This window comes from Streptomyces sp. D2-8 (genome assembly GCF_023184515.1).
Lineage (GTDB): Bacteria > Actinomycetota > Actinomycetes > Streptomycetales > Streptomycetaceae > Streptomyces.
In genome coordinates, this window is sequence record NZ_JAAHBP010000007.1 from 357818 (window position 1) to 371819 (window position 14002).

The following is a 14002-nucleotide window of genomic DNA, read 5'->3' on the forward strand; positions in this document are numbered from 1 at the left end:
GAGGTGCTGTTGGGCGAAGACACAGGAGAGCGGCGGCCGCCCGGGAACTCCGCGGAGCCGGCCGGCGGGGAGCGGCCGACGGTCGCCGTCGTCGGCGCGGGCATCGGCGGACTGACCCTGGCCGGCGCGCTGAGCGCGAGCGGCACGCCGTACCGGATCCACGAGCAGACCCGCGAACTGGCCGAGGTGGGCGCGGGCGTCCAGCTCTCCCCCAACGCGATCCGCCCCCTGCTGCGCCTCGGCCTCGGGCCGGCGCTGCGGGAGCACGCGGTGCGGATCGAGGCGATGGAGGTACGCGGCTGGAACGGGCGGCCCATCGCGCGCACGCCCCTCGGCGCCGACTGCGAGCGCATGTTCGCCGCGCCGTATCTGACGATCCACCGGGCGCATCTGCACGACGCGCTGCTCTCCCTGGTCGACCGGGACCGGCTGGGCCTCGGCCAGAAGCTGAGCGCGGCGCGCGAACTCCCGGACGGGGCGGGCGTGCGCCTCTCCTTCGACGACGGCTCGGTGCGCGAGGCGGACGTGGTGGTCGGCGCGGACGGCATCCACTCCACGGTCCGCGAGACGCTGCGCCGCGACGAGCCGGTCTACTCGGGCCTGGGCATCTACCGGGGCCTGGTGCCGGTGGAGGCGCTGCCGGAGTACGCCCGCGAGCGCCTGGTGCGGCTGTGGCTCGGCCCGGGCGGGCACTTCGTGTGCTACCCGGTCGCGTCCGGCGCGTACCTCAGTTACGCCGCGACCGTGCCGCTGCCGTCCGACGCGCCGCCCCGCGAGTCCTGGTCCCGGCCCGGCGACCCCGACGAGCTGCGGGCGGTCTTCGGCACCTGGACGGGCCTGGTCGCCGACATCGTCGCGGCCGTCGAGACGACCCACCAGTGGGCGCTGCACGACCGGCCGCCGCTGCGCACCTGGTCCACCGACCGCATCACGCTGCTCGGCGACGCGGCCCACCCCATGCTCCCGTTCATGGCGCAGGGCGCCAACCAGGCGATCGAGGACGCGATGGACCTGGCGGCCTGCCTGGTCGGCGCGCCGGCCGCGGCGATCGCCGGCCGCCTGGCCCGCTACGAGTCGCTGCGCATCCCGCGCACGGCCGAGGTCCAGCGCGGTTCCCGCGGCAACGCGGGCATCCTGCACCTCCCGGACGGCCCGGCCCAGCGCCGCAGGGACGCGCAGATGGCAGTGCACGCGGCCCTGCGCGACCGCGCCGCGCTCTACGCGCACGAGACGGGCCGCAGTGTGGTGCCCGTACCGGCGTGAGCGGGGGCACCGGACTTTCCGGTGTTCCGCATCCCCGGGCATGAAACGCGGGCAGGATGGGCCTGGCTCGTGGTTCGCCGACCGGCCGGGGGGAGCCTGCCATGCCGTACGACTCCGTGGAGTGGCCCGCGCGCAGTCTGCTGGGGGCGGTGCCGTCCGAGGCGCGGCGGGAGCTGCTGGGCCTCGGGGTGCCGACGCGGTTCGAGGCCGGGAAGGTGCTGATCGGCGAGGGCGCCCGCGACCGGCACCTGCTGGTGCTGCTGTCCGGCTTCGCCAAGGTGACGGCCCGGGTGGAGAACGGGGAGGAGTCCCTGCTGGCGGTCCGGGTCGGCGGGGACAGTGTCGGTGAGATGGCCGCGCTGGACGGGTCCCCGCGCTCGGCCACGGTGACGGCGTGCGGGCCGCTGACCGCCCGGGTCGTCCAGCCGGCCGCCCTGCACGCCCTGCTGGCCAAGCGGCCGGAGGTGCATCTGGCCCTGACCGGGATCCTGGCCGACCGGCTGCGCTGGGCCAACCGCAGGCGCCTCGACTTCAAGGGCTACCCGGCGAAGGTGCGGCTCGCCCGGCTCCTGGTGGAACTCGCGACCTTGTACGGCCGTCCCGTGGAGGGCGGCATGGTGCTCGGCTGCCGGCTCACCCAGCCGGAGTTGGCCGCGCTCACCGGCGCCGCCGAGACGACCGTCCACAAGGGGCTGCGCGACCTGCGCCGGGACGGGCTGCTGGAGACGGGCTACGGCTCCACCGTCATACGGGATCTGCACCGGCTCCGGGACATCGGCGACCTGCCGCCGGAGGAGTGACCGGGTCAGTCCAGCACCGGCCGCAGCACCACCAGCAGCCCCGCGCTGAGGCCCATCACCGCCGTGCAGACCACGGCCGCCGTGACGCACCGGTACTTGCGCACCGCCACCTGCGACAGGAACCGGATCGTCTGGGAGAGCTCCCCCCGCTCCTGGTCGGGGTCGCGGTCGCCGGAGCCGCGGGCGGGCAGGATGTCGGGGCCCGAGGCGAGGTGGACGAAGCTGTAGCGGTTGGCGCCGACGGGGCGCAGGACCCGGGGGCGCAGGGTGGCGGCGAGGAAGCCCGCGCCGCCGAACATCGCGCACAGGAACAGGGCGAGCAGCAGACCGGCGGCCACGCCGGCCGGACCGCCCGCGGACGCGGCGTGCAGGGCCGGGGCGCTCCAGTAGCCGGCCGTGCCGACGAGCGCGGCCTGGGCCGCGGCGAGGATCCCGGCCTTGGTGTCGGCGTGCTGGTGGGTGGTATGCAGGGCGCCGAACATGAACTGCGCGGGGCGGCTGTCGGGGCGGGTACCGGTGGACGACGGCATGCTGCTCCTTCTGGGGCCGGTGGGCTGTTCGCCCTGTGGTGGGCCGGGTGTGCGCTGCTTCCAGTACGCCCCGAAACCGGCCACGGAACCCGGGATTTCTCCGGGATTCAGGACTTCCGCGGTCAATCGCCGGCGCCAACCTGCCGAACCCGTCCGTAACTTCATGCCACCGCTGTATGTTTCCGCACCTTTCCGCATCCCGTATTTCGACGGGGTTCCGGGCGGACGGCGCGTGTAGGACTGGCCTACCGGCGTCCGCCTCCGGGGGGAGCGGACGCCGGTGTCTGCCGGAGTGCGCCCTCAGTTCCGATCCCGGGGTGCGGCTCCACTTTCAGTGAGCGGGGAGTTCAGGCATGGGAACGTTCGGGCGCAGACTGCTGCTGGCGGTCGACGCGAAAGGGTACGGCGGCGTCGACGTGGTGACGCAGCGCGAGTGGCAGGAGGCGATCCGGCGGCTGCTCGAAGAGGCGGCCCACGTGGCCGGGCTCGACTGGGAGCAGTGGGTGACGCAGGTCGGCGGTGACTCCGTGTTCGCGGTTCTGCCGCAGGGGGCGTCCGAGCCCGATCTGGTCGACCCGTTCATGCGGCAACTGGAGTCCGGGCTGCGCACGTTCAACCGCAACCGGCGCGACGAGGCCTGGCTGCGACTGCGGGCCGCGGTGCACTTCGGCACCGCCTCGCCCGCGGCCAACGGCTTCGAGGGCCGCGCCCCGGTCGAGATCGGCCGGCTGCTGGACAGCAGGGTGCTGAAGGCGGCGCTGGCCGCGGCTCCGGAGGCGCACCTGGCGCTCGCGGTCTCCGCGACCGTCTTCAACGACGTGATCGGCGAGGCGTACACGACGATCCGGCCACAGGAGTTCCGCGAGGTGCGCGTCGCGGAGAAGGAGTACGCGGGGCGGGCGTGGATCCGGGTGCCGGGGTACGACGCGGGGAGCCTCGATCTCGAGGTCGCCGGGCCCGGCGCGGAAGGGGGCGCGGGGGGCGCGGAAGCTGCCGTCGTGCGCCCCCCGAGTGCCCCAACTGCCCCGGGCGACACGGTAGTTCAGGTCATCAACGGAACCGTCCACGCCCAGGGTGCCGTCTTCGGGATCTCCAAGTGACCTGAGTGACGGCCGAGGATGAACGAGCAACACGAGGAACACAGCGAGCACAGCGCCGCGCCCCGGCCCGAACCGGCGGCGCACCACTCGGACGACGCGCCGGACACCCCGGCCGCGCAGACGCCTCCCGGTCCGAAGCCGGAACCGGAACCGGAACCGGGACCGGGACCGGCGAGCACGGTCGAATCCGAGCACCGGCAGGACCCACCCGAGCCGGCGCAGCCACCGGCCCCCGCCGGCCCGCCCCAGGTCCACCACAACAACGTCAACCAGTACTTCTACGGAGAACTCAACGCCTCCGGAGCCCAGTTCGGCCTCGGCACCGCCGGATCCGACAACGCCCGCCGCCGCGCCGTGGGCCGCCTCGACGCGGGGGAAGCGGACGCGATCCTCGCGCCGTACGTCAAGCCCGCCTGCTTCGAGCAGGCCGTGCTCGCCCTGGAGCGGGACGCGGTCGTGGTCCTGGTGGGGCCCCCGGGTTCGGGCAAGCGGTCCGGAGCGGTGGCGCTGGTCGACGCCCTCGCGGACGAGTCGGAGTACGTCGTGCTCTCCCCGGGCCGCAGCCTGGACGACCTCGCGAGCGGCAAGGTCGCCTTCGAGAAGGGCGTCGGCTACGTCCTGCTCGACCGGACGGGCGAGGACAGCTCCCAGACGGCGGACTTCGACTGGCGGCGCGTACGCGACACCGTCCGCGAGCACGACGCCCACCTGGTCGTCACCACCGTGCACCCGGTCGACGGCGCTGTCGTGGAGTCCGTGCGGCACGTGCCGTGGCACCTGCCGGACCTCACAGCCGTGCTGCGGGTGCGGCTGGCGCGGGCCGGGTGCGCCGAGGACACCGTGGAGCGGGCCGCGGCGCTGATGCCCGGGGGGTGCCGGATCGCGGAGGTCGCGGCGGCCGCCGGGCGGATCGCGGGCGGCGGAGCACCGGAGGAGGTCTGGCAGGACTACGGCAGCAGCGCGGCGCAGCCCGTGCGCGCATGGTTCCTCCAGGAGCGCACGCCGCAGGAGTGGGCCGAGGTCACGACGCTGGCCTTCGTCAACGGCGCCGGTTACCGGGACTTCGAGACCTGCCAGGAGCGGCTGGAGGGCTGGGTGGCCCCGGCGTTCCCGGAGCCCGTCACCGAGGAGGAGCAGAGCGCGGCGGCCCGGCGTGCCGTAGACCGCCGGCTGTCGCTGTCCCGCAACGCGCTCGTCGCCGTGGAGGACCGCAAGAACGGCGCGCTCACCCGGACCGCGCTGGTCTTCCCGCATCCGCAGTACCGGCAGTGGGCGCTGGAGGAGCTGTGGACCAAGCGGTCCACGCCGTACTGGAACGGCGTACGGGACTGGCTCACCGAACTCGTCGCCGCCCAGCCCGGGCTGGGGCTCCAGCTGTCGGTGGCGCAGGGTCTGGCGCTGCTCGCCCGGCCCGCCTTCGACGAGGTCGCCGACAACTACCTGCACCCGTGGGCGGGCGGCACCGCCGGGCCCGCCGGGCAGTCGACGGCCACGCTGGTACTGCAGTGCATGTGCCTGGACGAGAGCCTCGCCGCCACCGCGCTGGGTCTCGCCCGGGGCTGGGCCCGCTCCTACGACCCGGCGCTGCGCTCGACCGCGGCGGCCGCGTTCAGCGGCGCGCTGGGCGTGCGCTTCCCCACGGACGCCGTCACCAACCTGCTCCGGCTGATCGTCCGGCGCGGCGGGCTGCCCGTGGACGCGGCGTTCGCGCTGGCCGGGCTGGTCGCGGTGCTCGCGGAGTGCGGGCAGGACACCGGCGCGGTGCTCCGGCCACTGGCCTACCGGCTGCGGCAGCAGCGCGAAACGCTGACCGGTCAGCCCAAGGAGAACGTCCTGGGCGCCGCGATGACCGTCCTGCGCGCCCGGGACGCGCGGACCGGGCGGCTGGTGTGCGCCGCGCTGCTGGAGCGGGACGCCCGGCAGACCACCACGATCGGCCAGGTGTGGGCGGGCGTCCTGGACAACCTGCCGCGCCGGGGCCGGGCCCTGGCGGCCCTGTTCGCCACCCTGCGCGAACTGCCGGCCGTGTCCGAACATCCGGAGCGGCCTGCCGAGCGGTTCGGCCGCGCCCTGGGCGCGGCCCTGCCGGCGGACGACCGTCCGCCGCTGGCCGGCGCGCTGCGGCAGGTCGCCGCCCGCGCCGACGAGGCGGTCACCCACCTCCTCGAGATCTTCCTTACCGCCGTACTGAGCACGGAGGGCTGACAGGCATGGCTGAGAAATACCCGCTCGTCGAGCAGCGGGAGTACGGGCGGCCGGAGAAGCGCGGCGGCCTCTGGCGCAAGCGGGTGACGCGCGGCGACGACGAGCTGCCCAGGGTGGCCGCCCACCAGGTGCGGGTCTTCCGGGTCGGCGAGGAGTACGTCGAGGACCACGGACAACTGCGCACCGACGACCCGGTGGTGGTCGACGCCAGCTCGGTCACCGTCGTCGACCGGCGTATCGAGGTCCCCGTGGTCGTGGAGACGCGGATCCCCTCGGCGGAGGCGGGCGACTTCACCGTGCGGGCCTGGTTCCACTGCACGGTCACCGACCCGTGCGCGGTCGTGCGCGACGGGGTGACCGACGTGGAGGCGCTGCTGCTCTCCCATCTGCGCGAGGTGCCCGGCCTGACCGAGGACGGCAGCGACCTGCCCGTCGTCGACACCGCCGCCGTGCGCACCCGGATCGACGCCCGGCTGACCGCGTACCACGAGATGCGGCCCTCCGTCGTGTCGGGGATCCGGGCCCGGCACGGGGTGATCGAGGTCCTGACACCCGAGGAGATGTCCGCGTACGTCGCGGAGATGGAGAGGACCCGCCGGGACCGCGAACGCGACCGCCAGCGGGAGGAGATGGAGCAGGAGGCGGCCCTGGACCGGGCCCTGCGCGAGGCCGAGCTGGAGCTGAAGCGCGAGGAGATCCGCAGCCTGCAGGCGGTGCGCAAGGAGCGCAACCGGCAGCAGGAGGAGACGCTGCGCAGCGGCTACGAGCGCGAGTCCGGGGCCGAGCAGCAGGACTACGAGCTGGAGATCGAGCGCCGGCGCAACCGTTTCACCCGGGCCGAGATCGAGGACGACATCAAGCTGATCGGCTCCGACCCGGTCGCCGCCGACTATCTCGCCTGGCGCAACGGCGACATCAGCGCCGACGAGCTGTCCCAGCGGCTGCACGCGGCCGAGGAGCGCTGGGACTCCCGCAAGGACGACCGGCTGCGCCTGGACCGGGACTACGAGCTCACCCGCCGCGGCCTGGACCGGGAGGACGAGCGCTGGCAGGTCGAACGCGATGACCGCCGCCATGAGCTGACCCGCAAGGAGGAGCGGGAGGAGACCGCCGCCGAGCGGGAGGAGAAGGCCCGGCGCTGGGACCTGGAGCACGAGGACCGGCTGCGCCAGCGCATCGAGAAGCGCGAGGACGCCAAGGAGCTCCAGCGCGACCAGCACGAGCTGGCCAAGCAGCAGCTCACGGTGCGCGCCACCCTCGGCAAACAGGCCATCGACCGGGGCCTGTTCGACAGCACCATGTACGACGCGGGCGCCTTCATCAACAGCGTCGGCGACGTCCCGTACAACCAGACCACGCCGCGGGGCGGCGGCCCCGGGGCTCCGCAGCCGGAGCTGAAGGGCGAGGTGAAGGGCGCGCTGCGCCGGTCGCCCGAACGGCCCGCCTCCGACACCGACGTCGACGACTTCGACCCAGCGAACCAGGAGGGGAGCCTTGGCCACTGACACCCCGCTCCGCCCGGCCGACAGCGCCGCCTACGACGACGACCGGGGCGGCAGCCAGTCGCGCCCGGCGCCGCCGGCGTACGGCTGGGCCCCCCGGCTGCGCCGCCTGATCGGCATCGAGGAAGGACTCCTCTCCTGGGTGCCGGAGGAGCGTCCCCGCTACACCTGGTACGGCGCCCTCGTCGTCAACACGGCGCTGCTGGGCGCGATCTCGATGGTCCTGGCGCTCTCCAGTTTCCGCTCCGACCTGCCGCTGGCGGCGGTCCTCGGGGTCGCCGTGGTCTGGTTCTGGGTGATCCTGGCCCTGGACAGCTGGCTGGTCTCCAGCACCCACGGCACCGGAGTCCGCAAATGGACGCTCCTGGCCCGCTTCTTCCTCTCGGTGCTGCTGGGCCTGTTCATCGCCGAGCCGATCCTCTTCCAGATCTTCGACAAGGAGATCCGCCAGGAGATCGCCGTCGGCAACGAGCAGCAGGTCGCCGACTACCGGGGCATGCTCGTCTCCTGCAACCCGACCGACGGCGCCGCCACCACCGGCCGCGCCGAGTGCGCCCGCTACCAGCTGAAGGTGGCGGGCTCCCCGGCGGAACTGGCCCGTCAGATCGACACCAACAGCGACCGTGCGGCGGCCCTGCGCACCCAGGTCGCCGGCATCAACAAGACCCTGAACGACAAGCTCGCCACGGAACAGCGCCTGTGCGGCCCCAAGTACTGGATCCGGCGTGGCGGCGTCCGGGACGTCACCATCACCTGCGAACGGGCCCGGAAGGCCACGTCGGAGTACGAGAAGAACAGCAAGGTCAAGACGTACGAGAAGCAGCTGGAGGACATGGTCGCGGAGGGCCGGACCCTGTCCGCCCGCAAGGACCGGGCCGCCGACGGCTACCAGCCCGTGCTCCAGAAGGCCATCGACGACAAGACCCGGCAGCGGGCGGCCGACCTGGACACCGACGGCATCCTCACCCGCGCCCACGGCCTGAAGGAGGTCGCCGGGTCGGACGGCTTCGCCCTCTTCCTGACGATCGTGCTGCACCTGCTCCTGCTCTGCCTGGACGCCATGCCCGTCCTCGCCAAGGTCCTCAGCGGCGCCACGGCCTACGACACCCTCCTCGGCGCCCGGCACCGCACGAGCCGCAAGCTGTACACCGAGGAACTCGAGGTCCAGCAGACCTGTGCCCGCCTGGAGCACGACGTCCGTCGCCACCGCGTCCAGGTGGACACGGCCGACCGCATGAGCCGTCTGGACCAGGAGTACCAGCGGGCCCAGGTGGAGCGCGCGGCGGCGGAACGGGCGGAACTGGACGCGAGGATGGAGCGGATCATGCGGACGCGAGGGACCGGCACCCTGGTCTGATCCGGAAACCCGACGAAACATTCGATGAGCGGAACCCTGCCCTCCGGACCGGCCGGGCAGGGTTCTTCCCGTCTCCGATACGTGATACCCCACTTAACAGCACATATCCACCCTCAGACACTCCAAGTGGGCAACGAATATTTCGCAACAGCCGCCGAAACTATTGACAGTTGACAGGGTCAGACCAACACTCCCGGGTGACAGAGCGCCTCCATCGACCCCCCGCATACGAGGAGGAAGCACCCCATGACCCACGCACTCGGCCGCTTACGGCTGCTGCTCAGCGGCACCGTCACCCTGCTGCTGGTCGCCGTCGCCGCCCTCGCCCTGCCGGGCACCGCTCACGCCGACACCGTCGTCACCACGAACCAGACGGGCACCAACAACGGCTACTACTACTCGTTCTGGACGGACGCGCCGGGCACGGTCTCCATGAACCTGGCCTCCGGCGGCAGTTACAGCACCTCATGGCGCAACACCGGGAACTTCGTCGCCGGCAAGGGCTGGAGCACCGGCGCCCGCCGCACGGTGACGTACTCGGGCACGTTCAACCCGTCCGGCAACGCCTACCTGACGCTCTACGGCTGGACGGCGAACCCGCTCGTCGAGTACTACATCGTCGACAACTGGGGCACCTACCGGCCCACGGGCACGTACAAGGGCACCGTCACGAGCGACGGCGGTACGTACGACATCTACAAGACGACGCGGTACAACGCCCCGTCCGTCGAGGGCACGCGCACCTTCGACCAGTACTGGAGCGTGCGGCAGTCGAAGCGGACGGGCGGCACCATCACGGCCGGCAACCACTTCGACGCGTGGGCCCGGGCCGGAATGCCCATGGGCAACTTCAAGTACTACATGATCATGGCGACCGAGGGCTACCAGAGCAGCGGCAGCTCCAACATCAGGGTGGGGCCGTGACGACGAAACGGGTGCTGACCGTCCTCGCGGCGGCCGCGGCCCTCACCGTCCCGGCCGCCGCGACCTCGACCGCCGCCCCGGCACAGGCCGCTGCCTGCAACGGATACGTCGGACTCACCTTCGACGACGGCCCGTCCGGCTCCACCACGAGGCTGCTCGACGCCCTCAGGCAGAACGGCCTGCGGGCCACCATGTTCAACCAGGGTCAGTACGCGGCCGCCGACCCGTCCCTGGTCCGGGCCCAGGTGGCCGCCGGCATGTGGGTCGCCAACCACAGCTACACCCACCCGCACCTGACCCGGCTGAGCCAGGCACAGATCGACTCCGAGATCTCCCGCACCCAGCAGGCCATCGCGAACGCGGGAGGCGGCACGCCGAAACTGTTCCGCCCGCCGTACGGCGAGACCAACGCGACGGTGAAGTCCGTCGCGGCCCGGTACGGCCTGACCGAGATCATCTGGCACGTCGACTCACAGGACTGGAACGGCGCGAGCACCGACGCGATCGTCCAGTCCGCCGCCCGCCTCACCAACGGCCAGACCATCCTCATGCACGACTGGTCCGCCAACACCCTCGCAGCCATCCCCCGCATCGCCCAGGGGCTGGCATCCCGAGGCCTGTGCGCGGGGACGATCTCGCCCCGGACGGGCCGCGCGGTGGCCCCCACCTGAGAACGACGGCGCGACGGTCCCCAGGGCCGTCGCGCCGCCCCGACAGGCTCGGACACCCAGGGCGTACCTGAGTACGCGTGCTCATGACGGCCCCGCCCCGGCCCTCGATCCTGGCGGTATGACGAATCGGGGAATCGTGGCGGCCGGAGCCGCGCTCGTCGGCGGTGTGCCAGTGGCCGCCTGGGGGCTGATGGGGCAGCAGAACTACGACGGGCTGCCGGCCAGTGAGCTGGACTACGCGTTCCAGCCGTGGGACATCGGGGACGGCGTGGCCGCCGTCGCCGGGGGGCTCGGGCTGGTGCTGGCGGTGGCCGGTGCGGCGGTGCTCGTGCGGCGCTCCCTGCGCGGGGCGATGGACCAGCGTTGGTGGGGGGTGCTCGGGCCGCTGGTGGCGCTCGGGCTCCTGGCCGGTGTGGGGTGGCGGATCCTGACCGCGGGGGGCATCGGAGCCAACATCGGAGCCGGGCTGCTGATCATCTTCGGTACGCCGATCGCCGCCGGGCTGCTGCTGTGGTCTCTGGCGTGGGCGTTCTGGCTGGTCACCCAGGGCCGCGGGCACGAGGGCGGCGGGGAGTGGGGTGTCGCCTCCCGCGGGATGTAGCGCTCGCACGGGCCGTGGCCGAAACTCCACGGCAGGGCGGCAGCGGGAGGGACAACACCGCTACCTCACCTGGAAGTTCACCTAGGTTGGTGAGCCGGTCCCCCTTCCCCGCCCCCCAGGAGGCCCCGCCGTGTCCGACGACAGCCTGCGCGACCGTATCGACACCTCCAAGCCGCACTCGGCCCGCTTCTGGAACTACTTCGTCGGCGGCAAGGACAACTACGAGGTCGACCGCGAGATCGGCGACCAGATCAAGTCGATCTTCCCGGGCCTCGTCGACGTGGCGGTCACGAGCCGCCGGTTCCTCGGGCGGGCCGTCCGGTACCTGGCCGTCGAGCAGGGCGTACGGCAGTTCCTGGACGTCGGCACCGGGCTGCCCACCGCCGACAACACGCACGAGGTCGCCCAGCGCGTCGCACCCGACGCCCGGATCGTCTACGTCGACAACGACCCCATCGTGCTGGCCCACGCCAACGCCCTGCTCACCAGCACCCCCGAGGGCAGGACCGCGTACCTGGACGCCGACCTGTACGACCCCGAGGCCGTCCTGAAGGCCGCCGCCGGCACGCTCGACCTGTCCCGGCCGGTCGGCCTGATGATCCTCAACACCCTCGGCCACGTCGCCGACTACGAGCAGGCGCGTGAGCTGGTGCGGCGGCTCATGGCCGGGCTGCCGTCCGGCAGCCACCTGGTGATCAGCGACAGCACCGCGACCAGTGAGGGCATGATCGCCGCGTCGGAGGCGTACAACGCGAGTGGGGCGGTGCCGTACTACGTCCGTCCGGTCGCCGAGATCGCCGGGTTCTTCGACGGGCTGGACCTGGTCGAGCCGGGGATCGTGCGGGTGCCGGAGTGGCGGCCGGACACGAGTGTGCCGGGCGATTTCGGCGCGGGTGCCGTGGACGCGTACTGCGGCGTAGGCCGCAAGCCGTAGCAGCGGCCGGCCCCCGTCCTTCACCCGTCCGGGCCGGTCACCTCAGCCCTCCACCTCCCCCACGCGATAATCAGGACATGCCCGCGCCTCCCCCCGTCTCCGAGCCCGCCGGCCGGCTCCTCGGTGATCTGCTGGCCGTGGGTGAGCCCTACGCCCTCGTCCTCGCCGGCGGATACGCGGCGCTGGCGCACGGGCTCGTGGAGCGGACCGGGCGGGACGTGGACGTCGCCACGGAGCACCCGGCCGCGATGGAGGCCGTGGCGGACGCCGTCCGGACCGGGCTGGTCGGACGCGGCTGGCTCGTGCAGACCCTTCAGGCCGAGCCCCTGTCCGCCCAGTTCCTCGTGACCGACGCGCCGAGCGGCGTGGAGTGCGAGGTCGCTCTCCACAAGGAGATGCTGTGGCGCCCGCCCGTGGAGACGGAGCTCGGGCCGGCGCTCTCCCTCGACGACCTCGTCGGCACCCGGGTGCGGGACCTGGCCGACCGCGGACTCGCGCGCGACCTGGTCGACGTGCACGCCGCCTCGGCCCGCTGGAGCCACCCCGAACTCGAGGAGCTCGGCCGCCGCCACGCCCCCGACACCTTCGACCTCACCGACCTCCAGGCCCGGCTGACCGGCACGGACTGGCTCGACGACAGGGCGTTCACCGTCCACGGCCTGGACGCCCCGTCCGTCGCCGGGCTGCGCCGCTGGGCCCAGGAGTGGGCCGACGACATCGCGGAACGCCTCATCGAGGGCGGGGCCCCGGACGAGGACTGACCCGCACCCCCGCACGGGGACTTACCGGTCGGTACCCTGAACCGATGGGGAACGGGGCAACCGGGCAGGTGGGGGTCGTCGCCGCGCTGGTGCGCACGGCGTTCCTGGTCGACGGTGTGTACGCGGAGGCCGGCCGGGCGTACGGACTGACGCCGCAGCAGGGGCAGTTGCTGTGCGTGCTGATGCACCGGCCCTACGGGATGAGCGAGCTCGGCGAGACGCTCGGGCTGGCGAAGTCGAGCCTGACCGGGCTGGTGGACCGGACGGTGCGGCGAGGCCTGGTGCGGCGGGAGCCCGACCCGCGCGACGGGCGGGCCGTACGGGTCGGGCTGACGGACGAAGGGGCCGCGCTCGCCGGGAAGTTCTACGCCGAGACCTGCCACCGTATGGAGGCGCTGCCGTCCGGGCTGAGCGGCGCCGAGCGGGACCGGCTGGCCGTCCTGCTGTCACAAGTCGTGGTGGACAACGAGGTTCCCGAGGTGTTCGTGGAGGCCGGGACGGTCTCGGTCTCCGGCAGCTCTCCGTCCTGAGCTTCCCTATCGGCTCACCGCCCTGAGTTCCGCCCGCTTCCCCGCGCCCGCGAGCCTCGGCGCGCTGCTCGGCACCGCGCGCGCCGGTGTGCTGGTCCGGCTCGGCTCGCCCCTGAGCACCAGCCAGCTGGTCGCCGTCACGGGGCAGGGGCTCGGCTCGGTCGGGCGGCATCTGCGGGTGCTGCTGGACGCGGGTCTCGTGGAGCGGCGCCGGGCGGGCAGGTCGGTGCTGTACTCGTGGACGGCGGCGGGGCAGGTGCTGGTGGAGGCTGTGGGGTGCGGGAACCGGCCCGGCACCCGCCGGAGCTAGCATCCGAGCATGACGACTAGCAACGGTTCCTCTCCCCTCGATGTCGAGATCGGTGCGCTGCAGGGCGGTTCGGCCGACCTGTCCCAGTACGCGGGCAAGGCGGTGCTCGTGGTGAACGTCGCCTCCAAGTGCGGCCTGACCCCGCAGTACACGGGCCTTGAGAAGCTCCACGAGCAGTACGCCGCGCGCGGCTTCGCCGTCCTCGGCGTGCCCTGCAACCAGTTCCTCGGGCAGGAGCCCGGCAGCGCCGACGAGATCGCCGAGTTCTGCTCGGCGACGTACGGCGTGACCTTCCCGATGACCGAGAAGGTCGAGGTGAACGGCGACGACCGGCATCCGCTGTACGACCGCCTGACCGGCTTCGCGGACGCCGAGGGGCACAGCGGGGACATCCGCTGGAACTTCGAGAAGTTCCTCATCGGCCGCGACGGCCGGGTCGTGGCCCGCTTCTCGCCGCAGACCGAGCCGGACTCGGCGGAGGTCGTCGCGGCGATCGAGGCCCAGCTGGCCTGAC

14 protein-coding genes and 1 pseudogene are annotated in these 14002 nt (G+C 72.9%); 14 read left to right on the forward strand and 1 reads right to left on the reverse strand.

The annotated features are described in order from the left end of the window. Nucleotides 1-3: 3 nt before the first annotated feature. Both G3I77_RS15340 and G3I77_RS15345 read left to right on the forward strand, forming a co-directional pair. Nucleotides 4-1263: an FAD-dependent monooxygenase gene (locus G3I77_RS15340; protein WP_248504087.1), complete on the forward strand. Its 1260-nt coding sequence runs from the start codon at nucleotides 4-6 to the stop codon at nucleotides 1261-1263. A gap of 101 nt (nucleotides 1264-1364) precedes the next feature. Next, nucleotides 1365-2063, forward strand: coding sequence for a Crp/Fnr family transcriptional regulator (locus tag G3I77_RS15345; protein ID WP_248504090.1), 699 nt, complete (start codon nucleotides 1365-1367; stop codon nucleotides 2061-2063). A 5-nt stretch (nucleotides 2064-2068) separates the two neighbouring features. Here the strand turns inward: G3I77_RS15345 and G3I77_RS15350 are convergent, their stop codons facing one another. Continuing rightward, entirely contained in the window at nucleotides 2069-2593 is a 525-nt protein-coding gene (locus G3I77_RS15350) for a Pycsar system effector family protein (RefSeq protein WP_248504092.1), read from the reverse strand. A 353-nt stretch (nucleotides 2594-2946) separates the two neighbouring features. On the opposite strand from G3I77_RS15350, the gene G3I77_RS15355 reads away from it, so the two are divergent. The 12 genes and pseudogenes from G3I77_RS15355 (at nucleotide 2947) to G3I77_RS15410 (ending at nucleotide 14001) form a co-directional block, all read left to right on the forward strand. Next, nucleotides 2947-3693 carry a hypothetical protein gene (locus tag G3I77_RS15355; RefSeq protein WP_248504094.1) on the forward strand — a complete coding sequence of 249 codons (747 nt, stop codon included), beginning with the start codon at nucleotides 2947-2949 and terminating at the stop codon, nucleotides 3691-3693. 18 nt (nucleotides 3694-3711) lie between these two features. Then, nucleotides 3712-5898 (forward strand): hypothetical protein, encoded by a 2187-nt coding sequence (locus G3I77_RS15360; RefSeq protein WP_248504096.1) that lies wholly within the window; start codon nucleotides 3712-3714, stop codon nucleotides 5896-5898. 5 nt (nucleotides 5899-5903) lie between these two features. Next, on the forward strand, nucleotides 5904-7403 hold the full coding sequence (locus G3I77_RS15365; protein ID WP_248504098.1) for a hypothetical protein: 1500 nt from the start codon (nucleotides 5904-5906) through the stop codon (nucleotides 7401-7403). After that, nucleotides 7393-8757 (forward strand): DUF4407 domain-containing protein, encoded by a 1365-nt coding sequence (locus tag G3I77_RS15370; protein WP_248504100.1) that lies wholly within the window; start codon nucleotides 7393-7395, stop codon nucleotides 8755-8757. The genes G3I77_RS15365 and G3I77_RS15370 overlap by 11 nt, the downstream gene beginning before the upstream one ends. A 246-nt stretch (nucleotides 8758-9003) precedes the next feature. Beyond that, entirely contained in the window at nucleotides 9004-9681 is a 678-nt protein-coding gene (locus G3I77_RS15375; RefSeq protein ID WP_248504102.1) for a glycoside hydrolase family 11 protein, read from the forward strand. Next, nucleotides 9678-10352, forward strand: coding sequence for a polysaccharide deacetylase family protein (locus tag G3I77_RS15380; protein ID WP_374385392.1), 675 nt, complete (start codon nucleotides 9678-9680; stop codon nucleotides 10350-10352). The genes G3I77_RS15375 and G3I77_RS15380 overlap by 4 nt, the downstream gene beginning before the upstream one ends. Before the next feature lie 118 nt (nucleotides 10353-10470). Further along, the gene (locus tag G3I77_RS15385) at nucleotides 10471-10953 is read left to right on the forward strand and encodes a hypothetical protein (RefSeq protein WP_248504104.1); all 483 of its coding nucleotides are present in this window, start codon (nucleotides 10471-10473) and stop codon (nucleotides 10951-10953) included. Between the two features lie 130 nt (nucleotides 10954-11083). Then, complete coding sequence (locus tag G3I77_RS15390; protein WP_248504106.1) at nucleotides 11084-11887, forward strand: SAM-dependent methyltransferase; 804 nt, start codon at nucleotides 11084-11086, stop codon at nucleotides 11885-11887. Nucleotides 11888-11964: 77 nt separating this feature from the next. Then, nucleotides 11965-12648, forward strand: coding sequence for a nucleotidyl transferase AbiEii/AbiGii toxin family protein (locus G3I77_RS15395; protein ID WP_248504108.1), 684 nt, complete (start codon nucleotides 11965-11967; stop codon nucleotides 12646-12648). A gap of 44 nt (nucleotides 12649-12692) precedes the next feature. Then, on the forward strand, nucleotides 12693-13178 hold the full coding sequence (locus G3I77_RS15400; RefSeq protein ID WP_248504110.1) for a MarR family winged helix-turn-helix transcriptional regulator: 486 nt from the start codon (nucleotides 12693-12695) through the stop codon (nucleotides 13176-13178). A 43-nt stretch (nucleotides 13179-13221) separates the two neighbouring features. Continuing rightward, nucleotides 13222-13488, forward strand: a pseudogene (locus G3I77_RS15405) (ArsR/SmtB family transcription factor); the annotation flags it as partial. A 9-nt stretch (nucleotides 13489-13497) separates the two neighbouring features. Beyond that, entirely contained in the window at nucleotides 13498-14001 is a 504-nt protein-coding gene (locus G3I77_RS15410; protein ID WP_248504112.1) for a glutathione peroxidase, read from the forward strand. The last annotated feature ends 1 nt before the right edge of the window (nucleotide 14002 follow it).